Here is a 25442-nt window from a genome sequence, read left to right as displayed (position 1 = left end):
CTTTGCGAGGGACCCATGAGCATCATCATCGACATTCACGCGCGCGAAATCCTCGACAGCCGCGGCAATCCCACCGTCGAAGTCGACGTCACACTCGAAGACGGCACCATGGGCCGCGCCGCCGTGCCCTCGGGCGCCTCGACCGGCGTGCACGAAGCCGTGGAAAAGCGCGACGGCGACAAATCCCGCTACATGGGCAAAGGCGTGCTCGAAGCGGTCGAAGCGGTGAACGGCGAGATCGCCGAGACCATCGTCGGCTTTGACGCCACCGAGCAGCAGGCCATCGACATGGCGATGATCGAGCTCGATGGCACCGACAACAAGGGCCGCCTCGGCGCCAACGCCATCCTCGGCGTGTCGCTGGCGGTGGCCAAAGCGGCGGCGGAATTCACCGGCCAGCCGCTCTATCGCTACGTCGGCGGCACCGCGGCGCGCGTCCTGCCGGTGCCGATGATGAACATCATCAACGGCGGCGAGCATGCCGACAACCCGATCGACATTCAGGAATTCATGATCATGCCGGTCTCGGCGACCAGCATCCGCGAAGCGGTGCGCATGGGATCCGAGGTCTTCCACACGCTGAAAAAAGAGCTGTCGGCGGCGGGCATGTCCACCGGTCTCGGCGACGAAGGCGGCTTCGCCCCCGAGCTTGGCTCGACCCGCGAGGCGCTCGACTTCATCCTCAAGTCGATCGAAAAGGCCGGCTACAAACCTGGCGAGGACATCTATCTCGCGCTCGACGCCGCCTCGACCGAATACTTCAAGGACGGCAAATACGAGATGAAGGGCGAAGGCCTCTCGCTCACCCCGGCCGAGAACGTCGATTACCTCGCCGCGCTCTGCGACGACTACCCGATCATCTCGATCGAAGACGGCTGCGCCGAGGATGACTGGGACGGCTGGAAGCTGCTGACCGAAAAGCTCGGCGACAAGATTCAGCTGGTCGGCGACGATCTCTTCGTCACCAACCCCGAGCGTCTCGCCATGGGCATCGAAAAGGGCGTGGCCAACTCCATGCTGGTGAAGGTCAACCAGATCGGCTCGCTGTCCGAGACGCTGAAGGCCGTCGATATGGCCCACCGCGCGCGCTACACCAACGTGATGTCGCACCGCTCGGGCGAAACCGAGGACGCCACCATCGCCGATCTCGCCGTGGCCACCAACTGCGGTCAGATCAAGACCGGCTCGCTGGCCCGCTCCGACCGGCTCGCGAAATACAACCAGCTGATCCGTATCGAAGAGATGCTCGATGAAGCGGCGGAATACGCCGGGGCCTCGATCCTCAAGCGCTGAGCGCTACAGCACCAAAAGATAAGGGCGGGAAATTTTCCCGCCCTTTCTCGTAGGACATTCCCAAGCGCGGCCCCTCGCGCCGCGCTATCGGCAACCGGGCGTAAACCCCCAGCCCTTCTTCTCTTTAAAAATACGCAAATCCCGCCCCATCCAAGGGCGCGGCGGCAGGGGTCATTCCCCTGCCTTCTCCTCGACCTCGGCGGCCAGTGCCTCGGCCCGGGCGGCAAGCTCGGCCATGGCTTCGGTCACCCCCTGCGGGATCACCGGCACCTCGACGCGCTGCGGCTCGGGCGGCGGCGCGTCGCGGAGGGCGCGCACCTCGGAGGACATGGCGGCGAGCCGGTCCTCGGCCTCGCGCAGCCGCGCCTCGGTTTCGGTCAGCCGGTCTTCGAGCCCGGCGGTCTTATCGGCGAGCATCAGCCCCGACATCAGCAGCATGCGCCCCTCGGGCATCCGCCCGATCTGGCTGACCAGCACCTGCGCCTCGGTGTCGAGCATGCGCGCGGCGGTCTGCAGGTATTGTTCTTCGCCCTGCTGGCAGGCCACTTCGAAGCTGCGCCCGCCGATGATGATTTCAACCTCGATCTGCGACATCACTGCTCCTCCGCTTCGCTCTGAATCTCGCCCTGAGGCTCGCTCTGGCCGTCGCTGGCGGCACCGGCCAGCAACGGTTCCAGCCCGGTGATCAGCGCCTTGGCCTCGCTGACCTCGGTGGCGCGCGCGGCGCGCATGGCCTCAAGCTCGGCAAGCATCGCCTGATTGATCAGATGCGGCTCGCCGACACCTGCTTCGAGCGCGCTGCGCATTTCCTGCTGCGAGGCCAGAAGCGCGGCATTGGCCTGACGCAGGCGCTGCAGGTCCTCGTCGAGCGCTGCCATGGCACCGCGCTGCGCGTCGATCTGCGCCGCCAGCGCGTCCGTGTCCGCGTCCTTTTCAGCAGCCGCCTCAACCGGCGGGTTCTCGATCTGCGCATGCAGCGCGCGCACCCGCTCCTCGAGCTGGGCGTTGGCCATGCGCTCATCGTCCAGCGCCTTGCGCAACGCCTCGATCTCATCGCTCTCGCCGCCCGGCGCGGCGGCGCCCGGCGCCGTGCCCAGAATCTCGACGCCGGTCGAGATACGGTCGAGTGCGCGGGTGATCCGTGAGTGCAACTCGTCGATCTGGGTCATCCTGCGTCCCTTGTTTCCTTGGTCTTGCCTCCCGCCTTTGCGCGGGTTTGGTCCGTCCGATGCTGCTTCGGCCAGTGCCGGGCCGACCGGCGGCCTCGGCGCGAATTATACCATCGAGACGGGAAAGGCGAATCAATGCAAGCGGGTTTCGTAAAAGGATAGCAAGCGTGCCGGGAAAATGCGCGCCATATGTTCCAAGGCCTTACGGCCCGCGCTTCATCCTGCGCATCACCGGATTTCCGCGCAATGCTTGAACTTATCGGCCACGCTGCTATTGAGCGCGCTGACAGGCTTCCGGCAAGAGGACAAAGCCCCGTGGATATCGACGCACTCCGAGCCAACAACCCCGAGCACTGGACCCGCGCCTGCGCCATTCGCGCGCTGACGCTTGATGCGGTAACCGCCGCCAACTCCGGCCACTCCGGCATGCCCATCGGCATGGCAGACGTTGCGACCGTGCTCTATTCGAAGCATCTCAAGTTCGATGCGGCCAACCCCAAATGGCCCGATCGCGACCGGTTCATCCTGTCGGCGGGCCATGGCTCGATGCTGCTTTACTCGCTGCTCTATCTCACCGGCGATCAGCAGATCACCCTCGATGAGGTGAAGAACTTCCGCCAGTGGGGCGCCCGCACCGCAGGCCACCCGGAAAACTTCCACGCCGACGCAATCGAGACCACCACCGGTCCGCTCGGTCAGGGCATCGCCACCGCCGTCGGCTTCGCCATGGGCGAAGAGATCCTGCGCGCGCGCTTTGGAAAAAAGGTCGTGGATCACCACACCTATGTGATCGCCGGCGACGGCTGCCTGATGGAAGGCGTGAGCCAAGAAGCGATCACCCTCGCCGGCCGCTACGGCCTCGGCAAGCTGATCGTCTTCTGGGACAACAACGGCATCACCATCGACGGCAAGGTCGAGCTTTCGGACAAGACCGATCAGCCGGGCCGTTTCCGCTCGGCGGGCTGGGAGGTCATCGAGATCGACGGCCATGACCCCGAAGCGATCGACGCGGCCATCGTGGCAGCGAAGAAGAGCGCACAGCCGACGATGATCGCCTGCAAGACGCATATCGCCCTCGGCCACGCCGCGCAGGACACCTCGAAGGGTCACGGCGCGCTGACCAACGGCGAGCAGAACGACGCGGCCAAGAAGGTCTGGGGCTGGACCACCGGCCCGTTCGAAGTGCCCGCTGAGGTCAAATCCTGGTGGGAAGAGGTCGGCAGCCGCGGCGCCGCCGAGCGCGCCGAATGGGAAACCCGTCTGGGTGGCCTGTCGGACAGCCGCCAGAAAGAGTTCGCCCGCCAGCAGGACGGCGACGCGCCGAAGAAGCTGTCGGCCGTGATCCGCGCGCTGAAAAAGCAGATCACCGAGGAAGGCCCGAAGGTCGCCACCCGCAAGAGCTCGGAAATGGTGCTCGAGGTGGTCAACCCGATCATGCCCGAAACCGTGGGCGGCTCGGCGGACCTCACCGGCTCGAACAACACCAAGACCGGCGATCTGGGCGTCTTCGACGTAGAGAGCCGCAAGGGCCGCTACGTCTATTGGGGCATCCGTGAGCACGGCATGGCCTCGGCGATGAACGGCATGGCGCTGCACGGCGGCCTGCGCCCCTATGGCGGCACCTTTATGGCGTTCACCGACTACGCCCGCCCCGCGATGCGCCTTGCCGCGCTGATGCAGATCCCGACGGTCTTCGTGATGACCCACAATTCCATCGGTCTGGGCGAAGACGGCCCGACGCACCAGCCGATCGAGCATCTGGCGATCAGCCGCGCGACGCCGAACACGCTGGTGTTCCGCCCGGCCGACACCGTCGAGACCGCCGAAGCATGGGAAATTGCGCTGACGCAGAAGACCACGCCGTCGGTGCTGTCGCTGACCCGTCAGAACCTGCCGACCGTGCGGAAAGAGCACAAGACGAGCAACCTCACCTCGAAGGGCGCCTATGTGCTCGCCGATGCCGAGGGCAAGCGTCAGGTGATCCTCATCGCCACCGGCTCTGAGGTCGAGATCGCTCTGGCCGCGCGCGACGCGCTGCAGGCCGAGGGCATCGGCACCCGCGTCGTCTCCATGCCCTGTATGGAGCTCTTTGCGCAGCAGGATGAGGCCTACCGCAAGCGCGTGCTGCCCGCCGGCCCCGTGCGCGTCGGCATTGAGGCGGCAACCCGTCTGGGTGGCTGGGACCGCTGGCTGCTCGGCGAGCGTGGCCGCGAGGCCAAGCAGGCGTTCGTGGGCATGGACAGCTTCGGCGCTTCGGCCCCGGCAGAGGTGCTTTACGAGAAGTTCGGCATCACCGCGGAGAACGTGGTCGAAAAGGCCAAGGGTCTGCTCTGATACGCGAAGGATGAGGGGGCGCTGCCCCCTCGCCCTACGGGCTCACCCCCGGCGTATTTGTCAAAGAGAAGAAGTTTGAAGGGCGCCTCTGCTGGGGCGCCCTTTTTTCGTCAGAAGGCCGCGAGGCATATTGTTTCATGCAGGCAGCGCAGATCAAGCCGGGGGGTGATCTGGCGCGGGGCGATGTCGCCATTGACGCAGCTGGCGGAGATAGAGAGCGGCGCGCTGCCCGGCAGCGGCGCGCCGGGGCCGAAGCTGAAACTCTGTTCGAGCGCGGCGCAGGCCTCGCCTTGCGGCGCGCTGCGGCAGGCATCAGGCAGGCTGTCGAACCAGCGCGCGCATTGGCGTATCACCGCGGTGACGTCAAAGCTCTGCAGCCGGGCGATGCCATCCACATAATGGCGGCCGACCGGGAAATTCTGTTGGGCTGTGCCGGTGGGTCCGGAGATGCGCAGCTGCGCGATGCCTGCGTCGCAGCGGGCGGTGGCGGTCCAGTCCTGAGTGAGCGCCTCTTGCAGCGCCGCGCTGCCGGGTTGGCGCAGCACTGCGCCTGCCTCACTGTCCGCGCCGATGCAGACCCATGCCGTTGCCGCCTCCGCCGGGGGCACCAGCATCACGTAGCTGCGGTCGGTGAGAAAGGACTCGTCGATCAGCGGGCTCTGCGCAGGCAGCGCCGCCGGGAGGGCTGCGCAGAGCAGCGCTTGCAGCGTGAGACACGGGTGAACAGCCATGCAAGGCCTCTCTGGAGATCCGGGGCAGATCCCGGGGAGACGCGGCGCGGATCGCTTCCTCTGCGCCGCGCTCAGCCTAGCACGCCCTGTCCGCCGCAGGCAGCGCTGCGGCGGGCGGTTGGCACAGAGATCTGTGCTGTGATCAGTGCTGCGATCAGTGCTGTGCCTGCTTTTTGCTCCCGAAGAGCGGCATCACCAGCTTGGTGACGATCGGCACGAGGATGATCCCCCAGATCACCCCGAGGATGCCGTCACAGACCGCCGTCACGATCCAGAGCGCCGCGGGCTGCAGGTCTTCGGAGACCTTATGCGCCGCGCCTTCGGCGATATGGTGGATGGTTTCCTCGGGCATATGCCAGCCCATCTCGGCCAGCGAGTGCACAAGGATCGAGCCGCCGACCCAGAGCATCGCCACGGTGCCCACGGTCGAGAGCAGCCACATCACCACCGGCATCGCCTTGACGATGCCGCGCCCCAGCGAGCGCGTGGCGCCGAGGCGGCCGACGCGGGTCAGCCACAGGCCGATGTCGTCCATCTTCACGATCAGCGCCACGGCGCCATAGACGATGGCAGTGATACCGACGCCAACGAGACCGAGCGCCACCGCCTTGATCCAGATCTCGGTGACCTCGATGGCCGAGAGCGAGATGGTCATGATCTCTGCCGACAGAATGAAGTCGGTCTTGATCGCGCCTTTCACCTTCTGCTCTTCGAGATGCACAGGATCGCCCTTGGCCGCCTGTTTCTCGGGCCCGCTCGCCTCATGGCCGGGTTTGAGCACATGCAGCACCTTCTCGGCCCCCTCGAAGCAGAGGAACGAGCCGCCCGCGATCAGCAGCGGCGGGATCATCCACGGCGCGAAGGTCGAGAGCAGCAGCGCCAGCGGCAGCAGGATCACCACCTTGTTGAACACCGATCCGCGCGCGATGCGCCAGATGATCGGCAGCTCCCGCTTGGCTTCGAAGCCATGCAGGTATTTCGGCGTCACCGCCGCGTCGTCGATCACCACCCCGGCGGCCTTGGATCCGGCCTTGGCGGCGCTGGCCGAAATGTCATCGACCGAGGCCGCGGCGATCTTGGCGATTCCCGCCACATCGTCGAGGAGCGCGAGAAGTCCGCTCATGTCCGTCTCCGTTCTGTTTCGCCGCAAGGTAAGGCGGCGGGCGCGATGCGCAAGGGCACAAGCTGCCGTCGCGGCACTGCCTAAGGTTATACGCTATCAGTGACTCATGTTAGCGCCCGCAGCATAGTTTATCGCTAACATATTGCAATATTTGTATTTTTCGCGTTGCCGCCACGGTGTGCGCCTGTATACGAAATGGCAAGTTCCGCCATATGACCAGGAGACCAATCCATGACCGTGACCGTCGGGATCAACGGATTTGGCCGTATCGGCCGCTGCACGCTCGCCCATATCGCCGAGAGCGCGCGCAACGACGTGCAGGTGGTGAAGATCAACGCCACCGGCCCGCTCGAGACCGCCGCGCACCTGCTGCGCTATGACAGCGTGCATGGCCGTTTCGCCGGCGACGTGCGGATCAGCGGCTCGACCATGGACCTCGGCCGCGGGCCGATGGAAGTGATGTCGACCTACGATATGACCGAGCTCGACTGGACCGGCTGCGATGTCGTTCTGGAATGCACCGGAAATTTCAACGATGGCGAGAAAGCCGTGCAGCACATCCATCAGGGTGCGCGCTCGGTGCTGATCTCGGCACCCGCGAAGAACGTGCAAAAGACCATCGTCTACGGCGTCAACCACCGCGAGCTGGAGAAAGGTCACACGATGATCTCCAACGGCTCGTGCACCACCAACGCGCTGGCGCCGCTGGCCAAGGTGCTGGACGAGGCGATCGGCATCGAGAGCGGCATCATGACGACGATCCACTCTTACACCGGGGACCAGCCGACGCTGGACCGCCGCCACAAGGACCTCTACCGCGCCCGCGCCGCCGCCATGGCGATGATCCCCACCTCCACCGGCGCAGCCAAGGCGCTTGGCGAGGTGCTGCCGAACCTGCGCGGCAAGCTCGACGGCTCGTCGATCCGTGTGCCGACGCCGAACGTCTCGGCGGTGGATCTGACCTTCCAGGCGGGCAAGGACGTGACCGTGGCGGATGTGAACGAGATCATCCGCGAGGCGGCTGGCGGGCGCATGGGCTCGGTTCTGGCCTATGACCCCGAGCCCAAGGTGTCGGTCGATTTCAACCACACCACGCACAGCTCGATCTTTGCGCCGGACCAGACCAAGGTCATCGGCCGCACCGTGCGCGTGCTGGCATGGTACGACAACGAATGGGGCTTCTCGGCGCGTATGGCCGATGTCGCCGCCGAACTCGGGCGCACGCTGCACTGAGTTGGGGCGCTGAGCCCGGTCTGTTTCGGCTATCTCCGAAATACCACTATTTCCGAAATACCAAAGGGCGGCCCGTCGCGGGGCCGCCCTTTTCTTTGGCGTTGCGCATTGAGCCGCGCTCAGACGTGCTTTTCGATCAGCTCCGCAAAGGCGCTCATGATCGTTCCGAGGAATTTCTTGGTGTCCTCGTTCTGCACCTCGCCGTCCTCCGAGATCAGCTTCGTGATGTTGCCGATATAGGCCTCGGGCTGCTGCAGCGGGTGCATGTTCAGAAACACCATGGACTGGCGCAGCTGGTGGTTGGCGCCAAAGCCGCCGGGGCCGCCCGGCGAGCCGGTGATCACAGCCGTCGGTTTGCCATCCCAGATGCTGTCGCCATAGGGGCGCGAGCCCACATCCAGCGCGTTCTTCACCGCCGCAGGCAGGCCGCGGTTGTATTCGGGCATGACGAACAGCACCGCTTCGGCGGATTTCATCTGGCTGCGGAAGCGGCTCCACGGCTCGGGCGGCGTGCCCTCGTCGAAGTCGGGATTGTAGAGCGGCAGATCGCCGATCTCCACGAAGTCGAACTCAAGCCCTTCTGGCGCGACCTCGGTCAGCGCCTTGGCGAGTTTGCGGTTATAAGAGCCCTCGCGCAGAGAGCCCACGATGACGGCAACTTTTCTGGACATGACGATCTCCTTTCCTTTCCTTCGCCCTTAGATATGGGGCGTGGGCTGGAGAGGAGGAGGCCGAATTGCGCACCGGATCTGCGCAGGAATGCGCGGAACAGGAGTGGCGAGAGCGGCGAGAGGACGGCGGACACAGACCTGCCCGCCGCGCCGTCTCATTGGATCACACCTTGCGCAGCGCCAGCACCGCGTTCAGCCCGCCAAAGGCGAAGGCGTTCGACAGCACCACCGAAACATCCGCCTCGCGCGCCTCATTGGGCACCACGTCGAGCGCGCATTCCGCGTCGAACTCCTCATGGCCGATCGTCGGGGCGATCACCCCGTCGCGCAGCGCCATGATGCAGGCCAGCAGTTCGACCGCGCCGGTGCCGCCGATGCAGTGGCCGTGCATGGATTTGGTCGAGGAGATCATCAGCCGGTCGGCCTGCGGCCCCATGGCATCGGCCACGGCGGCGCATTCGGTCTTGTCGTTGGCGGCAGTGCCGGTGCCATGGGCGTTGATATAGCCCACCTCATCGCGGTCAATCTTGCCGTCGCGCAGCGCGCCAGAGATCGCCCGTGCCGCGCCCTGTTTCGAGGGCATAACGATGTCGGCAGCATCCGAGGTCATGGCAAAGCCCACCACCTCGGCAAGGATATCCGCGCCGCGCGCCTTGGCGTGATCATAGTCCTCAAAGACATAGACCCCCGCGCCCTCGCCCTGCACCATGCCGTTGCGGTTGGCCGAGAACGGGCGGCAGGCGTCTTTCGACATCACCCGCAGGCCTTCCCACGCCTTCACCCCTCCAAAGCAGAGCATGGATTCCGACCCGCCGGTGATCATCGCCGGGCACGCCCCCGAGCGCACCATCTGAAACGCAAGCCCCATGGCGTGGTTGGAACTGGCGCAGGCGGTGGCGACGGTGAAGGTCGGGCCGCGCAGGTTGAGCTCCATGCTGACATGACTGGCGGCGGCGTTGTTCATCAGCTTGGGCACGACAAAGGGATGAACGCGGTTCTTCCCCTCTTCATAGACCGAGCGGTAATTCTCGTCCTGCGTGGTCAGACCGCCGCCCGAGGTGCCCAGCACCACGCCCGAGCGGTCGGCCATGTCGCCGTGAAACTCCAGCCCAGACTGCGCGATGGCCTCACGCGCTGCGATCAGCGCGAACTGCGTGAAGCGATCGTAAAGCGCAAGCTGCTGGCGGTTGAAGGTCTCTTCCGGCTCGTAACCCTTGATCTGGCCGCCGATGCGGATGGCCAGACGCTCGACGTCCCGAAACTCCAGTTCCCCGATGCCACAGCGCCCCTCGCGCATGGCCTCGAATGTCGCAGGCACGCCGCGCCCCAGCGCGTTGATCGTGCCTGCGCCCGTAATGACGACCCGTTTCACGCGGTCTGCTCGGCCACCAGCTTTTCGATGCCCTCGACGATGCTCGCCACCGTGGAGATGTCGAAATCGCTTTTTTCGGGCTCATTGGCGTTGAACGGGACCGAGATGTCAAAGGCTTCCTCAATGGCGAAGATGCTTTCCACCAGCCCGAGGCTGTCGATGCCCAGATCTTCGAGGGTGCTGTCCATCGTCACATCCGATGGCTCCAGAACAGCCTGTTCGGCGATGATCTCGATGACCTTGTCTTTTACACTCATGGTGCGGCGCTCCCCTTCTCGTCGTCGCAGCTTCGGCGTCGGTCTCGGCTTACTCACTCCCGGTGAGCTTGGAAACAGCTTTCTTGAGATCGGCAACTTCGCGGAAGAGGCGTGGCAAACGGCGCAGACCTTTGTAGGTTTCGACGTGGGTTTCCATCTTCATCGCCGGGTAGCCCAGCATCACGCGGCCCGCCGGAATGTTCGACAGAACCTTGGTGCCGCCGCCGGTAATCACGTTGTCGCCGATGAAGATATTGTCCGACACGCCGGTCTGCCCGGCCAGCACGACGTTATTGCCGATCTTGGTCGATCCGGCGATGCCGCAGCAGCCGCAGATCAGCGTGTTGTCACCCACCACCACGTTATGGCCGATCATCACAAGGCTGTCGATCTTGGTGCCATTGCCGATGCGCGTGTCGCGCACCGAGCCGCGGTCGATACTGGCGTTGGCCCCAACCTCGCAATCGTCGCCGATGGTGACCGCGCCGAGCGAGTGAATCCGCGCCCATTGCTGCGCGACCTGCGTGCCTTCTTCGCCAAGACTGGCGCGGGCCTTCTCGACCCCCGACACCTCGGGGGTGACATAGCTGAAGCCGTCGCCGCCGATGGAACAGTTGAACTGCGCGAAGAAGCGTTTACCGATGGTGCAACGCGCGCCGATGCGCACGCCCGAATGGATCACCGCCTCTTCGCCGATGGTGGCATCTTCGCCGATGAAGACCTGCGGGCCGATGATCGAACGCGCGCCGATCTTGGCATAGGCGCCAATGACCGCAAGCGGGCCGACCGAGACGCCCTCGCCCAGCTGCGCCGTCGGGTCGATGATCGCGCTCGGGTGGATGCCCTCGCCATAGCCGTTGCCCCGGTCGAGCATGGCCGACAGCCCCGACAGCGCGTGGCGCGGACGCGGCGCAAGGATCGCCGCCTCAAGGCCCATGCCCTGCCAGTCGGCACCCTCCCAGAGCATGGCGGCGCGCGCCTTGCCCTCCCCCAAGGTTGCGGCGAACTCGGGCTTCATGGCCAGCGCCAGTTGGTCGGGTCCGGCCGAGGCGGGCTCGGCAACCGAGGTGACAAGAATGGTGCCGTCGCCCGCGGCCTCAAGGCCAAGCGCGGCGGCGATATCAGCGATGCTGTGGCTCTGAACGGTGCTGTCTAGGGACATGGGGTCCTCCGGGATGGTCTCCCAGAGGATTTAACTCGGCCCGCCTGCCAGTACCACCCCTGCGGCGCTCAGCGCCTCCCAAATCCGCGCATCGCGGCCATAGACATCCTCGCGGTATTCCATCTCGCCCTTCACCGTGGTGAAGGCTGTGCGATAGATTAGATGCACCGGCACCTTCTGGTCGAGATTGACGCGCTGTTCGCGTCCGGTGGCCAGTTTCGACTGGAAGAACCCCTGCGGATCGGCGGTCTGCCGCGCCAGGAGCGCATAGGCGAAGTCATGCGGATCGCTGAGCCGGACGCAGCCATGCGAGAAGGTGCGCGTGGTGCGGTCGAACAGCGACTTCGACGGCGTGTCGTGCAGGTAGATGTTGTATTTGTTGGGGAACATGAACTTCACCGTCCCCAGCGCGTTGCGCGGCCCCGGCGGCTGCCGCATGGAGAACGGAAAGCTCGACGCGCTGTATTGCGAGAAGCCGTTGGCCCGGTTCACCCGCCGGCCCTGCCGGTCGGTGATCTCCAGATGGCTGGCGGCACCGGGGTTGCGGCGCAGCAGCGGCAGATATTCGTTCACCACGATCGAGCGCGGCACATACCACGACGGGTTGATCACCATGTGGTTCATCTCGTCCGAAAATTCCGGCGTGCGGCGGTCGCTCTCTTGCGAGCCGACCACGGCGCGGGTCTCGAAGGTCACCTTGCCGTCGTCGATGATCTTGGCGTGGAAATCGGTGAGGTTCACGGTGATGTGGCGCTTACCCAGCCCGCCGGGCAGGTTCATCCAGCGCTCGCGCTCCATAGCCACAAGCACCTGCTCGAGCCGCTGCTCGGCGCTGATGTTGAGTTGGCTGAGCGTGCTGGACCCGGCGATGCCGTCCACCGCCAGACCGTGGTGGGTCTGGAACTCCTTCACCGCGCTGGTGAGCGCGCCATCGTAAGAGGCCGAGAGCGTCGGCTCGAGATAGCCCATGGCAATCAGCCGGTCGCGCAGCACGACCACATCGCCGCCGCTCTGCCCCGGCTCGAGCTTGGCGGTGCGCACCACCGGCCCCCAGCCGCCGCCTGCGACGGTCTGTTCGAGGCGCATCTTGGCGCGCATCAGCCGGGCGTATTCATCCGACGACGGCGCAAGATGCTGCAGCACCTGATGCGGATCGCTGGCGGCCAGCACTTCGAGCAGGATCTTCGGATCGCGCCGCGGCGCCTCGCGCTTGATGCCCGGATCAGTCTGGTTCGGGGTCAGGATGCCGCTCTGCAGGTCAGCGGCAAACTGCAGGAAGGTGCGGCTCAGTTCGACCTCAAGCTCACCGCGGGCCCGCTCGCCCTCGACGTGGCGCAAGCGGCGAATGAGCCCGTCGAGATCATAGCGGCGCGCTGGCAGGCCATGCGCCTGCGCGGTGCCCAATGCCTCGATCAGTGCTGCGCGGCGCAGCGCCGCCGTGTCGTCGGGGCCGGTCCAGATGGGGGCGAAATCGCGCGAGCGATAGAAGGCCGCCATGCCCGAATCTTTCGACAAATTCTCGGCCACGGCCTGCCGGTAGGCGGTCAGGCCAAGCACGGATGTCATGGATTGCGCGCCCGCAGCCGGCGGCTGGAAGGCAAAAAGCGCCCCTGTCAGCGCCAACACTGCGAGGCTGCGTCCACTCCGGAAACTCTGCATCATGACCATGACTACCCGATAATTTTATCATTCATCTCAGGTGCCGATTTTCCGGTGCGGGGCCTGAGGTTGTCCACACACAATCGCGCAAGAAACGCGAGTTTTCGGCACCTGATACGTCAATGCATCGCGTGGCGGCAGGTTCCCGCTTTGGGCAAGTCAGCTATTCCATACGTGCGCAAGATCTCGCCGATTTCCGCATGGGAACCACTATACACGGGAAAACATCCTTCATCCATTAATCTCCATGTGCCATAAAAGCCGCACATCTGGGGGAAAGATGGTAGGTCCGCCCAACGAGGCGGAACAAACAGGCACAGCGACTAAACGGGACAGGCGCTTCACATGACAAACAAGACTGCAAGCTGCATTTCGCGGCGTGGCCTCATTGGCGCGTTCGCGGCAACCGTCGTCACGGCAGCACCAACTTACGCGAGCGCGGCGGGTTTCCTTCGGGGTGCAGGTGATGTCCGGAGACTCCGGGCGTACTCCTCGCGCACTGGCGAAACGCTCAACATGATCTACTGGATCGAAGGGGAATATATCCCCGATGCGCTGAAAGAGATTTCCTACTTCATGCGCGACTGGCGGACCAACGAGGTGAAACACATCGATCCGCGCACCATCGACATCATGACGGCAGCCCATAACCTCATGGACGTGAGCGAGCCTTACATGCTGATCTCGGGCTACCGCTGCCCGAAGACCAACGCGATGCTGCGGGCCCGTTCCTCGGGCGTGGCGAAAAACTCGCGTCACCTCAAGGGCGAAGCGGCCGACCTGCGGCTCAACTCGCGCTCGGTGAACCAGATGGCGCGCGCAGCCTCGGCCTGCGCTGCAGGTGGCGTTGGCCGCTACACCAGCTCGAACTTCGTCCATATGGACTGCGGCCCGGTGCGCAGCTGGGGCAGCTGATCACGCTGCGAAGCAAAAACGTCTTTATGTGACACGGGCGCCCCATTGGGGCGCCTTTGTTCTTTTGGCGGGGCTGCATTTTGGGGCTCTGCCCCCGCCGCGCGGGGCGCGGCTCCCCCGGGATATTTGTGCCAAGAGGAAGGGGCTAAGTGCCCTGGCCGCGCAGCGCGCGCCATTCTGCCAGCGCGGCGTTGTCGGTTTCGGCGACCTCGGGCGCCTTATCAGTGGGCGGCGCGCTGGCGGCAGCCATGCCGACGATGATCTGGCGCTGCAGATCCTGCCCTTTGGCCTGATGCCGCGCCCCGAAATAGAAGCTGACCACCGCGCCCAACAGCCACCAGAGCGGCTCGGGCACCAGCGCAAGGCCGGTCATGCGGGCGGCAAACCACTCCGGCGCGGCCATGGCGCTGGCCAACAGCGCCAGCGTGCCGAGGGCCATGGCGGGGCGCGGCAGGCGGTTCACCCCGTCGATCACCCGGTCAAAGCGCGTCGCGGGCGCGCGGGCGAACTCCTGCGCAAATTGCGCGAGGGCCGCCGCGCTGAGCCCTGCCCGGCGGCTGGCCTCGGCTTCGGCGTTGACCCGGAACACCTCGGCGGTGTCGCGGATCACATTGCCGCCGCTGCCGAAAAGCAGCTGAAACATCCGGTCGATCATCCTGTCGCCCCCCATGCTGCGGTGCGCGCCTCGAACTGCGCCTGCGTGAGGTGAAAGCGCGGCGAGATGAACCCTTCGGCGCGGCGGATCCAGCCCCCTTTGCCGCCTGTCCGGCTGCGCGCGAATTTGCGGCTCGCGGGACGACGGTCGGCCAGCGCGAAATAATAGTTCCGGCGCGCGATGCCGTAAGCGTCGGCGATATGCTCCGGCGCCTCGGAGGCCGCGCGCGCCGCCGCCGCCTCGGTCTGCGGGCCGATCACCCCGTCGACGGTAACGCTCTGGTCCATATCGCACAAAAGCCGCTGCAACAGCTTCACCGCCCCGCCGCCCGCGTTGACATACATGTCGAACACCGAAGGTTGCAGCAGCGCCGGAAGCCGCGAAATGCCGGGCCCGTGGAAATAATGCCGCAGAAAGATCTCTGTGGCGTCCGAGGGCTGCAGCTGCCGCACATCCTGCGCATCGATATCGCCATCGAAGTCCATATCGCGCCCCAGCTGCCGCAGCGTGCCCAAGGTGACGCCATGGTTGGTGGCGCCGCCGGGATCGTCGGGATCGTTCACATAGCCGCCCTCGCGGGCGACGATATCTTCGGCCATGCGGCGGACCTCTGTGTCGTCGCTCATCTCACTGCTCCTGCTGCGTGCCTCTGGGCTTTTTCCCAAGCCCATGGTTTGCCACAAAGCGTAAACAGCCGATCAGCGCAGCGAACGGAGGATGCCGTGACCCAGACCATGACCGCCGAGGAGATCATCGCCCTGCTAGAGCTTTCGCCGCATCCCGAGGGCGGGCATTATCGTCAGACGTGGATCGCCCAAGGAGAGGGTGCGGCGCGTCCGGCGGGCACCTGCATCTACTTCTTGCTGAGGGCCGGAGAGCGCAGCCATTGGCACCGGGTGGATGCCGCAGAGATCTGGCATTTCTACGCGGGCGCACCTTTGGAGCTGTCGACGGCTGCCAGCGATGCCGGTCCGCGGCAGGATCATCTGCTGGGCCCGGATCTCGCCACTGGCGCACGGCCGCAGCTTATCGTGCCGCAGGGCCATTGGCAGGCCGCACGCAGCTTGGGGGATTGGACATTGGTGGGCTGCACCGTCTCGCCCGCGTTTCGCTTCGAGGGGTTTGAACTTGCCGCTCCGGGGTTCGACATCCGCTGACCGTCTGCTGACAATATGCGCATGAAAAAGGCCGGGGCTCTCTGCCCCGGCCTTTGTGTGCCTTAGAGATACTTCGGCGTAGAAGCCTTAGTTCATCGGGCCTTCGTCGATGTCTTCAAGGCTCTCCAGCTCTTCCGAGGTCATGTTGGTGACCACCGAGTAGGACCCGTCGTCGATCGGAACGAATTTGGCGTTGTCGATCTCAAGCAGCACGTGCTTGTCGCCGATGTCGAGGAAACCGCCAACCTCGGCCACGATGCCACGGAACGAGCCGTCGGCGTTGAGAACGATGTCTTCGATCTCGCCCACGTTGTCCCATTCTTCCGAGACGGCGTCATAGGACATCAACTCGTCCCAGTCGGTGGCTTCGCCGTCGGCGTCGATGGCGTAGACGGTGCCGCCGGTGATGTCGCGGGTGCGGATCAGGCCGTCGGAGTCGGCGCCGAACGGGCCGTCAACAGCTTGGGCCATCTCATTGCCCATCTCGCTGGCTTCCTGCTTCATCTCGTCGCCAGCTTCGGCCATCGCATCGCCGGCCTCTTCCATGGCCTGCTCGCCTTCGGCAACCGCTTCGTTGGCTTCGTTTTCGATCGCGTCGCCGGTGTTCTCGATCGCCTGCTCGGCGTTCTGCATGGCGGCGTCGGCGTTGTCCTTCGCGGCGTCCATGTTGTGGTTGTCCGCATAGGCAGCGGTACCCGCGGTGAGGGCGATGAGGGCGGCAGTGGTGGTAAGGCGTTTCATGGTGTCTCCTCCTTCATGGGATCGTCATCTTGTCTGCCACCACAACACGCGGGGCCCGGCAGTGTTCCTGCCGGGCCCCAGAATTAATTACTTATTATCTATGGAACTTTTTCAGACATTCCGCTGCGCATATGCGACGAGCTGGCGGGTCGAGCCGTCCTTTTCGTCGGCGCTGGCCTGCCCCGAAACGATCGGGCCGAGCGCCGTCGCGAGCTCTTTGCCCAGTTCCACCCCCCATTGATCGTAGGAGTTGATATCGAGGATCACCCCCTCGACAAACACCCGATGCTCGTAGAGCGCGACGATCATGCCAAGGGTGCGCGGATCGAGCTGCTGGTACATCAGCGTGGTCGAGGGACGGTTGCCGGGGAACACCCGGTGCTTGGCCTGACGCTCCAGTTCCGCGCCCTCGAATTTGCCTGCGACCTTGCTCCGCGCCTCGTCGAGATCACGGCCGCGCATCAGCGCCTCGGACTGCGCGAGGCAATTGGCCAGCAGCAGCTCGTGGTGATGGCGCAGGTTCGGCTCATGGCCGCGCGCGCCCACCATGAACTCGCAGGGGATCACCCGCGTGCCCTGGTGGATCAACTGGTAGAAGGCGTGCTGGCCGTTGGTGCCGGGCTCGCCCCAAACCACCGGGCCGCTGTCAAACGCCAGCGTCTCGCCATCCATCGCCACCGACTTGCCGTTGCTCTCCATCTCGAGCTGCTGAAGATAGGCCGGCAGCCGCGCGAGACGGTTCTCATAGGGCAGCACGGCGCGGGTGGCATGGCCCAGCACCTGATTATGCCACATGCCCACCAGCGCCAGCAGTACCGGCATATTGGCTTCGAGCGGGGCGCTGCGGAAGTGATCGTCCATCGCCTGCCCGCCCTCGAGGAAGGCGCGGAAGTTTTCGGGGCCCACGGCGATCATCATCGAAAGGCCAATCGGCCCCCACATGGAATAGCGCCCGCCGACCCAATCCTCGAAGCCGAAGACGCGCGACGCCGGGATGCCCCATTCGCCCGCCTTCTCGGCATTGGACGACAGAGCCACGAATTTACCCTCGGTCGAAACGCCCTTCGCCTCGAGCCAGTCCCAGGCGGTGCGCGCGTTGGTCATGGTCTCGATGGTGGTGAAGGTCTTGGACGCGATGATGAAAAGCGTGGTCTCGGGTTGGCAGTGCGCCAGCGCGTCGGCGATATCGGCGCCATCGACGTTCGAGACGAAATGGCAGCGCGGGCCGTCATGGTAGGGCGCAAGCGCGATGGTCCCCATCTTTGGCCCCAGATCAGAGCCGCCGATGCCGATGTTCACCACATCGGTAATCGCCGAGCCGCGCACGTCCTTGGCCAGCGCCTCCATGCGCGACAGCGTGTCCAGCACCTGCGGCATCACGTCGGTGCCGTCCACCTCGACCGGCGTGCCAGAAAGGTTGCGCAGTGCGGTGTGCAGAACCGCCCTGCCCTCGGTCTCGTTGATCTTGGCACCACCGAACATCGCCTCGCGCCGCGACGCGACATTGGCATTCTGCGCCACCGCCAGAAGCGCGGCCAGCACCTCATCGTCGATCTGCGTCTTGGAGTAGTCGAAGAGCATACCCTCGGCCTCGACCGAGAAGGTCTGCGCCCGCTCCGCATCTTCGGTAAAGAGCGCATCGATCCGGCGGCCGTCACGTGCTGCCGCGAGGCGTTTCAGGTCATCCCACATAAAGGTTCTTCCCGTGTTGATCCGTGGCCCAGAAGGCGGGGCCCAAAAGCTGCGCCCAGAGTTAGCGTCACTCGGCCCAGTGTACCACCGCTTGATCGAGCACCGCATTGATCGGCGCCTCTTCGGCAGGCAGGCCCTTGGCCTTTTCGAGGGCCGCGCGTTTCTCGGCGCCATAGATGAGCACATGTTTGCTGAGCGCCCCGTCGAGCACGGGGGCGGTCAGCGTGATGCGCGGTTCAGGCGCCCCGGGCGCGCGCATGGGCAGCAGCACCGGCGCCTTCGGCGACAGCGCTTCTGAAAGCTTGTCGGCCCCGGGGAAGATCGAGGCGGTATGCAGATCGGCCCCCATTCCCAGCAGCACCACGCCAAGCGGCAGCGCCGCCTCGATCGCCTCGGCCAGATCGGCAAGCTTTTCCTCGGGCGTCTCGGCCTCGGCGTAGAGCGGCAACAGTGTTGCCGCCGCCGCCTTGCCGGTGAGAAGCCGCTCGCGCAAAAGGCGCGTGTTCGATCGCTCGGAGGTTTCGGGCACCCAGCGTTCGTCGCCCAGCAGCACGTCCACACGGTCCCAGTCGAGCGAGGTGGCGCTCAGCGCGTCAAAGATCGGCCCCGGCGAGGTGCCGCCGGGCACTGCCAGCGACACCCGCTTGCTGTGCGACAGCTGCGCGCGCAGCTCTCCGGCGATCATATTGGCCAGATCGATGGCCAGCATCTCGCGGTCGGGGTATTCTCGGAATTCGTAGGTCATGTCTTGATCGCCCGCCAACGGCGGCCGTCCTTGTTGATCAGGAAGGCCGCGTCATCCGGCCCGGTGCTGCCCGCGTCATAGGGTTTGGGGTGATCGCCGCGGCGCTCCCAGCCCTCGATCAGCGGATCTGTCCACGCCCAAGCGGCCTCGACCTCGTCGCCGCGCATGAACAGCGTCTGGTTGCCACGGATCACATCCATGATCAGCCGCTCGTAGGCATCCGGCGCATCCTCGGCATCCGGCCCCAGCGCATCGGCAAAGGACATATCCAGCGGCACATCCACCAGACGCATCCCGCCCGGACCCGGTTCTTTGATGGTGACCCCAAGCGTCATGCCCTCGTTCGGCTGCAGGCGGATCGACAGCATGTTGCGATGCCGCCCCGCGTCCATGCCAAAGATCGAATGCGGCGCGTCCTTGAACACCACGGCGATCTCGGAGGCCTGCGCCGCCAGCCGCTTGCCGGTGCGCAGATAGAATGGCGTGTTCGCCCACCGCCAGTTCGAGATATAGCACTTCATCGCGATGAAGCTCTCGGTCTTCGAGGCGGGGTTCTCCACGTCTTCGCGGTAAGAACTCATCTCGCCATCCGAGGTATACTGCCCACGCACGATGCTCTCGGGGTCCACCGGATCGAGGGCGCGGATCACCTTGAGCTTCTCGTCGCGCACTGAATCGGGCTCGAACCGCGCGGGCGGCTCCATGGCGATCAGGCACAGAAGCTGCATCAGGTGGTTCTGCACCATATCGCGCATGGCGCCCGACTTGTCGTAATAGCTGCCGCGCCCGGCCACGCCGACGGTCTCGGCCACGGTGATCTGGATGTGATCGACGTATTGCGCGTTCCACAGCGGCTCGAACAGCATGTTGCCAAAACGCACGGCCATCAGGTTCTGCACCGTCTCTTTGCCGAGGTAATGGTCGATGCGGTAGATCTGCGTCTCGTGGAAGTGCCGCGCCAGTTCCTCGTTGAGCGCGCGGGCGCTTTCGAGATCATGGCCAAAGGGCTTCTCGACAACGATCCGAACGGCGGGATTGGTCAGCCCGTGGCTGCGCAGCCCCTCTGCCAGATCGCCAAAGAGGCTCGGCCCCACCGAGAAATAGAAGGCGCGCACGATGTCCTCGTCGTCGCGCAGCGCGGATTTGAGCTCGTCCCAGCCGCCCTCGCCGCGGGCGTCCACGGCCACATAGTCCAAAAGGCCAAGGAACTCCTCGAGCGCGGCATCGTCGCATTTGGCCTTGCTGAATTCGCGGATCGCCTCGCGCACCATGTCGCGGAACTCATCGGCGCTGATCTCCGAGCGCGCGGCACCGATCACCCGCGAGCCCGCGGGCATCTGCCCCGAGCAATAGCGGCGGAACAGGCCGGGCAGGATCTTGCGCCGGGCCAGATCGCCGGTGCCCCCAAAAATGACCAAGTCGAACGGATCGACGGGAATAACGCGGGAAACCATCTCGGGCTAACTCCAATTCTTGTATCTGTGGCGGTTAGCGCTAACCGACCTCTGCCTACCCCATTGCTGCCGCCGAGTCTAACATCCTGCGACCACACGGCAATGGTCGCGGCAAGATTAACCGCAGCGGGTAACCAGCCGGTGACCGATTGCCGAAAGCCGACAGTCCGCTTGAACCGGACCCGCCCCCGTGCGACGCAAGGACACCAGAAAGTTACGGGCAGATCATGGCACGACGCATCATCATAGACACCGATCCGGGACAGGACGACGCGATCGCCATCCTGCTGGCGCTGGCCTCGCCCGAGCTAGAGGTTCTGGGGCTGACCGCGGTCGCCGGGAACGTGCCGCTGGCGCTGACCTCGCGGAATGCACGGATGGTGCTGGAACTTGCCGGGCGCACCGATGTGCCGGTCTATGCGGGCTGCGACGCGCCGCTCTCGCGCCCGCTGGTCACCGCCGAACATGTGCACGGCAAGACCGGCCTCGACGGGCCGGTGCTGCCCGAGCCGCAGATGGCGCTGCAAGAGGACCATGCGGTGGATTTCATCATCGAGACGCTACGCCGCGAACCCGCAGGCAGCGTCACCCTCTGCCCGCTGGGGCCGCTGACAAATATTGCCACCGCCTTCCGCCGCGCGCCGGACATCATCCCGCGGGTGCAAGAGATCGTGCTCATGGGCGGCGCCTATTTCGAGGTCGGCAACATCAGCCCCGCCGCCGAGTTCAACATCTTCGTCGATCCCGAAGCCGCCGCCGAGGTGTTTGGCGCGGGTGTGCCGCTGGTGGTCATGCCGCTCGACGTCACCCATAAGGCGCTGGTCACCCCCACCCGCAACGAGGCGTTTCGGGCCTTGGGCAGCAAAGTCGGCACGGCGGTCGCCGAGATGACTGATTTTTTCGAGCGCTTCGATCTGGAGAAATACGGATCGAACGGCGCGCCGCTGCATGATCCCTGCGTCACCGCCTATCTGCTGGCACCCGGCATCTTCTCGGGGCGGCACATCAACGTCGAGATCGAGACCACCTCGGAACTGACCCGCGGCATGACCGTCGCCGACTGGTGGCGGGTCTCTGATCGCGCGCCCAATGCCACCTTCATCGGCGATCTCGATGCCGATGCCTTTTTCACCCTGCTGACCGAAAGACTGGCCAACCTATGAAATCCCTGCATCTTGCCGGCCCCGACGACCTCGAGCGGCTGCTGCCCATGGTGGCCAGTTTTCAGACCGAACGCGCCGGGCAGCAGCCCGACGAAGAGCATCTCTCCGCCGCCCTGACGCCGCTGCTGGACGGCGCACCGCAGGGCGCGATCTGGCTGATCGGGCCGCGCAAGGCACCGGTGGGCTATGTGGTGGCGGCCTTCGGCTGGTCGGTGGAGAGCGGCGGGCTGACCGCAACGCTCGACCAGATCTACGTGCGCCCCGCAGTGCGCCGCCGCGGCATGGGCAGCGAGGCGTTGTTCCAGCTTACCCAGGCGCTGCGTCAGGGCGGGGTCACGGCGCTGCAGATGGAAGTCTCGGCGAGCGACGAGCCGCTGCTGCGCTTCTGCCGCCGCGCCCGGCTGCAGGACCGGGACGGCGCGATGCTCATGCGCTGCGCGCTCTGAGGGCTGGGCTGATGGCTGGGGCTGAGGGGCGCTGCCCCTCTTGGCCTGCGGCCAATTCACCCCGGCGTATTTTCAAAGAGAAGAAGACCCGGCGGCTTGGCTGGGCGTGAGACAGGGAACCCCGCAGGGGCTTTTCGTTCCCGCCGCGCGGCCTTATCTCTGGGGCATGACCCTTAGCATCCCCTTCGACAACAGCTACGCCCGCCTGCCCGAGAGCTTTTACGCCCGTCTTGAGCCGGCGCGGGTGGCCGCGCCCGAGCTTATCGCCTTCAACCAAAGCCTCGCGCAGGATCTTGGCATCAGCGGCGAAGACGATCCCCTGCTCGCCGCGATATTTGCTGGCAACACCCTGCCCGGCGGCGCCGAGCCGCTGGCGCAGATTTATGCCGGGCACCAGTTCGGTGGCTTCTCGCCGCAGCTGGGCGATGGCCGCGCGCTGCTGCTGGGCGAGGTGGTGGACCGCAGCGGCATCCGCCGCGACATCCAACTCAAGGGATCGGGGCCCACGCCCTTTTCCCGGCGCGGTGATGGCCGCGCGGCGCTGGGGCCAGTGCTGCGCGAATATGTGGTCTCGGAAGCGATGCATGCGCTTGGTGTGCCGACCACCCGCGCCCTTGCCGCCGTGCGCAGCGGCGAGCAGGTCTACCGCGAGACAGTACTGCCCGGCGCGGTGCTCACCCGCGTCGCCGCCAGCCACATCCGCGTCGGCACCTTCCAGCTGTTCGCCTCGCGCAAGCAATACGATCAGCTGCAGCAGCTTTTCGACTACACCCGCGAGCGGCATTACCCCGAGGCCGAGACCCCCGGCGCGCTTCTGGCGGCGGTCTGCGCGCGGCAGGCCGAGCTGGTGGCGCAGTGGATGTCGCTGGGGTTCATCCATGGCGTGATGAACACCGACAATTGCACGCTTTCGGGCGAGACCATCGACTATGGTCCCTGCGCCTTCATGGATCACTATGATCCAAACACCGTCTATTCCTCGATCGACCGCTATGGGCGCTATGCCTATCAGGCGCAGGCGGATGTGATCGTGTGGAACATGGCGCAGCTGGCGACGGCGCTGGTGCCGCTGGTGCAGGACCAGCAGGCGGCGGTCGATGAGTTCACCACCATCGTCAACGGCATGCCCAATCTCATTCGCGCCGCCTGGCTGCGCCGCTTCGGCGCCAAGCTCGGGATTGCCGATGCGCAGGCCGAGGACGCACCGCTGATCGCCGATCTGCTGGCGATGATGCAGGCGGGCGGCTCTGATTTCACCAATACCTTCCGAGCGCTCGCCAGCGGTTCGGCACGCGACGAGATCACCGAGCGCAGCGCCTATGACCTCTGGCACGCCCGCTGGCAGGAACGCATCGCCCGGGCGGACGCCCCCGAAGCGCTCATGCGGCGCACCAACCCGGCCTTCATCCCGCGCAATCACCGGATCGAGCAGATGATCGCCGCCGCGCTCGACGGCGACGACCGGCCCTTCCACCATCTGAACGCGGTGCTCGCGCGCCCCTATGAGGACCAGCCGGAGGCCGAGGAGTTGCGCCGCCCGCCCGCGCCGTCGGAAGTGGTGCAGGCGACCTTCTGCGGCACCTGAACCGCTTCGGCGTCATTTCGCCAAAACCGGCTCAGGCCCGCGGCGCGGCTCTTTAAGCCGAGGTTTTCGCTTCACCCCTGCTGGTGCTTCCGGCAAGCTGCCCTAGGGTCACTGACGTGAGTTGACCAAAACCAAGGGAGAGAGAAGATGAGCCTCATGGGCACACTGGCGAAGATCGCCGTCGGATACGCCGCTGCGCGCGGGGTCGACCGTCTCTCGGGCGAACAGGGGCTCGGGCCACTGATCGGCGGCAAGGCGCAATTGCCCGGTTCCGAGCCCGGCACCAACCTGCAGGCGCAGATGGGCAAGATGCTCGGCGGCAGCGGCAATCCGCTGGGCGCCATCGTCGAGCAGCTGCAAAAGAGCGGTCTGGGCAACCTGCCGGGGATGGATCAGGCCGGTCAGGCGGCAAGCTCTGGCCTTGCGGGGATGCTCGCCGCCATGGCCAAGGCCGCCAATATGGGTGGAAAGAACCTCGGCTCGATGCTCGACCAGATGAGCACGGCGCAGGCCGCCCCCGAGGCCGAAACCGCCGCCGGGCTGATGCTGCGGGCGATGATCCAGGCGGCCAAGGCCGACGGCGACATCGACAAGGCCGAGCAGGCCAAGCTGATGGACACGCTCGGCGAGGATGCCAGCGCCGAGGATATCGCCTTCCTCAAGGCGCAGCTTGCCGCAAAGGTCGACCCCGAGGCGCTGGCCAAGGACACGCCGGATGCGCAAAAGACGCAGGTCTATTCGGCCTCGCTGATGACCATCACGGTGGACACGCAGAAAGAGGCAGAGTATCTGGATCGCCTCGCCAAGGCGATGGGCCTGCCTGAGACCGCAGTCAATGCACTGCATATGCAGATGGGCCTGCAGCCGCTCTACACCTGACTTACCCGAAGGCCCGCATGCAAAGACCGCCGCACTACGGCCTGGGGCTCGCCGCCCTGGGCGCCCTTGTCCTGACCCCCGACACGCTGCTCATGCGGCTGTCGCAGATGGACGGGCTGGCGATGCTGGTCTGGCGCGCGCTGGCGCTCGGCACGGTGTTCTGGGCGATCTTCCTGCTCACCAGTCGCGCGCCGCGCAACCTTGGCCTGCTGCTGACCCGGCCCGGGCTGACGGTGATCGCCTGCCAGAGCGCCAATGCCGCGCTCTTCGCGCTCGGCATCTCCATGGCGCCGGTGGCCGTGGTGCTTTTGGCGGTGGCGACCATGCCGGTCTGGGCGGCGCTGCTGTCGCGGCTGCTTTATGGCGAGCCGACCCGGCGATCCACATGGATCACCATGGCGGCGGTGCTGCTCGGCATCGCGCTGGCGGTCAGCGGCAAGGGCGGCACGGGCCATGGCACCACCGAGGCCAGCAACACGCTGGTGGGCGCGCTCTGCGGGCTGGGTGTGGCGCTGACCCTCGGGCTCAGCTTCGTCACCCTGCGCCATGCGCCGCGCCTGCCGCTGCTGCCGGCGATGGGCAGTGGCGCGCTGATCTCGGGGCTCTGCGGGCTGGTGCTGATCGCGCCGGGCGCGCTGACCGAGGGCCACGCGCTGCCGATCCTCGCCACCGGCCTGCTGATCCTGCCGATCTCGTTCTTCTGCCTCAGCTCGGCCTCGCGCCACACGGCGGCGGCCAACGTCAGCCTGCTGATGCTGCTCGAGACGGTGCTGGGCCCGGTCTGGGTCTGGGCCTTCCTGCCCGAGAGCCCGGGGCCCCGGATGCTGCTTGGCGGCGCCATCGTGGTGGCCAGCCTCGCGCTCTACATCCTCAGCACGCGCCGCCGCCCGGTCCCGGCTTCTTCTCTTGCCAAATACGCCGGGGGTGAGGTGCCCCGCGCCGAGGGGGCGGAGCCCCCTGCTCGGCCGCCAGCCGCGCGCCCCTGAGGGGTCGCGACCGGCGCTGA

The 25442-nt window shown here is 65.7% G+C and carries 25 protein-coding genes; 10 read left to right on the top strand and 15 right to left on the bottom strand.

Annotation, left to right across the window (positions count from 1 at the left end; genetic code table 11):
- Positions 1-15 precede the first annotated feature (15 nt).
- Complete coding sequence (eno, locus tag ACXAD2_RS18020; protein ID WP_164179711.1) at positions 16-1293, top strand: phosphopyruvate hydratase; 1278 nt, start codon at positions 16-18, stop codon at positions 1291-1293.
- A gap of 171 nt (positions 1294-1464) precedes the next feature.
- On the opposite strand, the gene ACXAD2_RS18015 is transcribed toward eno, so the two are convergent.
- Together ACXAD2_RS18015 and ACXAD2_RS18010 are read right to left on the bottom strand one after the other, a co-directional pair.
- On the bottom strand, positions 1465-1887 hold the full coding sequence (locus ACXAD2_RS18015) for a cell division protein ZapA (protein ID WP_164179713.1): 423 nt from the start codon (positions 1885-1887) through the stop codon (positions 1465-1467).
- Positions 1887-2462, bottom strand: a complete 576-nt coding sequence (locus ACXAD2_RS18010; RefSeq protein WP_475172553.1) for a hypothetical protein — start codon at positions 2460-2462, stop codon at positions 1887-1889. The genes ACXAD2_RS18015 and ACXAD2_RS18010 overlap by 1 nt, the downstream gene beginning before the upstream one ends.
- A 315-nt stretch (positions 2463-2777) precedes the next feature.
- Between ACXAD2_RS18010 and tkt the strand changes: the two genes are divergently transcribed.
- The gene (gene tkt, locus ACXAD2_RS18005; RefSeq protein ID WP_475172550.1) at positions 2778-4796 is read left to right on the top strand and encodes a transketolase; all 2019 of its coding nucleotides are present in this window, start codon (positions 2778-2780) and stop codon (positions 4794-4796) included.
- Positions 4797-4906: 110 nt separating this feature from the next.
- Here tkt and ACXAD2_RS18000 read toward each other — a convergent pair whose 3' ends face one another.
- Positions 4907-5527, bottom strand: a complete 621-nt coding sequence (locus ACXAD2_RS18000; protein ID WP_475172548.1) for a hypothetical protein — start codon at positions 5525-5527, stop codon at positions 4907-4909.
- A 154-nt stretch (positions 5528-5681) separates the two neighbouring features.
- Complete coding sequence (locus ACXAD2_RS17995) at positions 5682-6650, bottom strand: DUF808 domain-containing protein (RefSeq protein ID WP_475172545.1); 969 nt, start codon at positions 6648-6650, stop codon at positions 5682-5684.
- Between the two features lie 231 nt (positions 6651-6881).
- Here ACXAD2_RS17995 and gap point away from each other — a divergent pair, with 231 nt between their 5' ends.
- A complete protein-coding gene (gene gap, locus ACXAD2_RS17990; RefSeq protein ID WP_475172543.1) occupies positions 6882-7883 on the top strand; it encodes a type I glyceraldehyde-3-phosphate dehydrogenase in 1002 nt (333 codons plus the stop codon).
- Positions 7884-8002: 119 nt separating this feature from the next.
- On the opposite strand, the gene ACXAD2_RS17985 is transcribed toward gap, so the two are convergent.
- The 5 genes from ACXAD2_RS17985 to ACXAD2_RS17965 all read right to left on the bottom strand — a co-directional run bounded on the left by ACXAD2_RS17985 (position 8003) and on the right by ACXAD2_RS17965 (position 13004).
- Positions 8003-8554, bottom strand: a complete 552-nt coding sequence (locus tag ACXAD2_RS17985) for an NADPH-dependent FMN reductase (protein WP_475172540.1) — start codon at positions 8552-8554, stop codon at positions 8003-8005.
- A gap of 163 nt (positions 8555-8717) precedes the next feature.
- Complete coding sequence (locus tag ACXAD2_RS17980) at positions 8718-9926, bottom strand: beta-ketoacyl-[acyl-carrier-protein] synthase family protein (RefSeq protein ID WP_475172538.1); 1209 nt, start codon at positions 9924-9926, stop codon at positions 8718-8720.
- A complete protein-coding gene (locus tag ACXAD2_RS17975) occupies positions 9923-10183 on the bottom strand; it encodes an acyl carrier protein (RefSeq protein WP_066099719.1) in 261 nt (86 codons plus the stop codon). The genes ACXAD2_RS17980 and ACXAD2_RS17975 overlap by 4 nt, the downstream gene beginning before the upstream one ends.
- Before the next feature lie 49 nt (positions 10184-10232).
- Positions 10233-11345, bottom strand: coding sequence for a UDP-3-O-(3-hydroxymyristoyl)glucosamine N-acyltransferase (locus tag ACXAD2_RS17970; RefSeq protein WP_066099716.1), 1113 nt, complete (start codon positions 11343-11345; stop codon positions 10233-10235).
- A gap of 30 nt (positions 11346-11375) precedes the next feature.
- Positions 11376-13004, bottom strand: coding sequence for a L,D-transpeptidase family protein (locus tag ACXAD2_RS17965; RefSeq protein WP_475174950.1), 1629 nt, complete (start codon positions 13002-13004; stop codon positions 11376-11378).
- A gap of 345 nt (positions 13005-13349) precedes the next feature.
- On the opposite strand from ACXAD2_RS17965, the gene mepK reads away from it, so the two are divergent.
- Positions 13350-13919: a peptidoglycan L,D-endopeptidase MepK gene (mepK, locus tag ACXAD2_RS17960; protein WP_475172534.1), complete on the top strand. Its 570-nt coding sequence runs from the start codon at positions 13350-13352 to the stop codon at positions 13917-13919.
- A 145-nt stretch (positions 13920-14064) separates the two neighbouring features.
- Here mepK and ACXAD2_RS17955 read toward each other — a convergent pair whose 3' ends face one another.
- Together ACXAD2_RS17955 and ACXAD2_RS17950 are read right to left on the bottom strand one after the other, a co-directional pair.
- Positions 14065-14562 (bottom strand): holin family protein, encoded by a 498-nt coding sequence (locus ACXAD2_RS17955; RefSeq protein ID WP_475172532.1) that lies wholly within the window; start codon positions 14560-14562, stop codon positions 14065-14067.
- An 8-nt stretch (positions 14563-14570) separates the two neighbouring features.
- Positions 14571-15200, bottom strand: a complete 630-nt coding sequence (locus tag ACXAD2_RS17950; RefSeq protein WP_475172527.1) for a holin-associated N-acetylmuramidase — start codon at positions 15198-15200, stop codon at positions 14571-14573.
- Between the two features lie 108 nt (positions 15201-15308).
- Here ACXAD2_RS17950 and ACXAD2_RS17945 point away from each other — a divergent pair, with 108 nt between their 5' ends.
- A complete protein-coding gene (locus ACXAD2_RS17945) occupies positions 15309-15731 on the top strand; it encodes a cupin domain-containing protein (protein WP_475174946.1) in 423 nt (140 codons plus the stop codon).
- An 87-nt stretch (positions 15732-15818) separates the two neighbouring features.
- On the opposite strand, the gene ACXAD2_RS17940 is transcribed toward ACXAD2_RS17945, so the two are convergent.
- The 4 genes from ACXAD2_RS17940 to zwf form a co-directional block, all read right to left on the bottom strand.
- Positions 15819-16472, bottom strand: coding sequence for a PRC-barrel domain-containing protein (locus tag ACXAD2_RS17940; RefSeq protein ID WP_475172524.1), 654 nt, complete (start codon positions 16470-16472; stop codon positions 15819-15821).
- Positions 16473-16583: 111 nt separating this feature from the next.
- Positions 16584-18164, bottom strand: coding sequence for a glucose-6-phosphate isomerase (gene pgi / locus ACXAD2_RS17935; RefSeq protein WP_475172521.1), 1581 nt, complete (start codon positions 18162-18164; stop codon positions 16584-16586).
- A 67-nt stretch (positions 18165-18231) separates the two neighbouring features.
- On the bottom strand, positions 18232-18909 hold the full coding sequence (gene pgl / locus ACXAD2_RS17930) for a 6-phosphogluconolactonase (RefSeq protein WP_475172518.1): 678 nt from the start codon (positions 18907-18909) through the stop codon (positions 18232-18234).
- Positions 18906-20363, bottom strand: coding sequence for a glucose-6-phosphate dehydrogenase (gene zwf / locus ACXAD2_RS17925; RefSeq protein WP_475172515.1), 1458 nt, complete (start codon positions 20361-20363; stop codon positions 18906-18908). The genes pgl and zwf overlap by 4 nt, the downstream gene beginning before the upstream one ends.
- 227 nt (positions 20364-20590) lie before the next feature.
- Between zwf and ACXAD2_RS17920 the strand changes: the two genes are divergently transcribed.
- The 5 genes from ACXAD2_RS17920 to ACXAD2_RS17900 all read left to right on the top strand — a co-directional run bounded on the left by ACXAD2_RS17920 (position 20591) and on the right by ACXAD2_RS17900 (position 25422).
- Complete coding sequence (locus ACXAD2_RS17920; protein ID WP_475172512.1) at positions 20591-21526, top strand: nucleoside hydrolase; 936 nt, start codon at positions 20591-20593, stop codon at positions 21524-21526.
- The gene (locus ACXAD2_RS17915) at positions 21523-21972 is read left to right on the top strand and encodes an N-acetyltransferase family protein (RefSeq protein WP_475172509.1); all 450 of its coding nucleotides are present in this window, start codon (positions 21523-21525) and stop codon (positions 21970-21972) included. Before ACXAD2_RS17920 ends, ACXAD2_RS17915 begins: the two co-directional genes overlap by 4 nt.
- A gap of 166 nt (positions 21973-22138) precedes the next feature.
- A complete protein-coding gene (locus ACXAD2_RS17910) occupies positions 22139-23557 on the top strand; it encodes a protein adenylyltransferase SelO (RefSeq protein ID WP_475174943.1) in 1419 nt (472 codons plus the stop codon).
- Between the two features lie 147 nt (positions 23558-23704).
- On the top strand, positions 23705-24436 hold the full coding sequence (locus tag ACXAD2_RS17905) for a DUF533 domain-containing protein (protein WP_164179740.1): 732 nt from the start codon (positions 23705-23707) through the stop codon (positions 24434-24436).
- A gap of 17 nt (positions 24437-24453) precedes the next feature.
- Positions 24454-25422: a DMT family transporter gene (locus ACXAD2_RS17900; protein ID WP_475172502.1), complete on the top strand. Its 969-nt coding sequence runs from the start codon at positions 24454-24456 to the stop codon at positions 25420-25422.
- Positions 25423-25442 lie beyond the last annotated feature (20 nt).

The organism is Salipiger sp. ABN3_019 (assembly GCF_056158605.1).
This window is presented reverse-complemented; position numbering and strand designations above follow the sequence as displayed.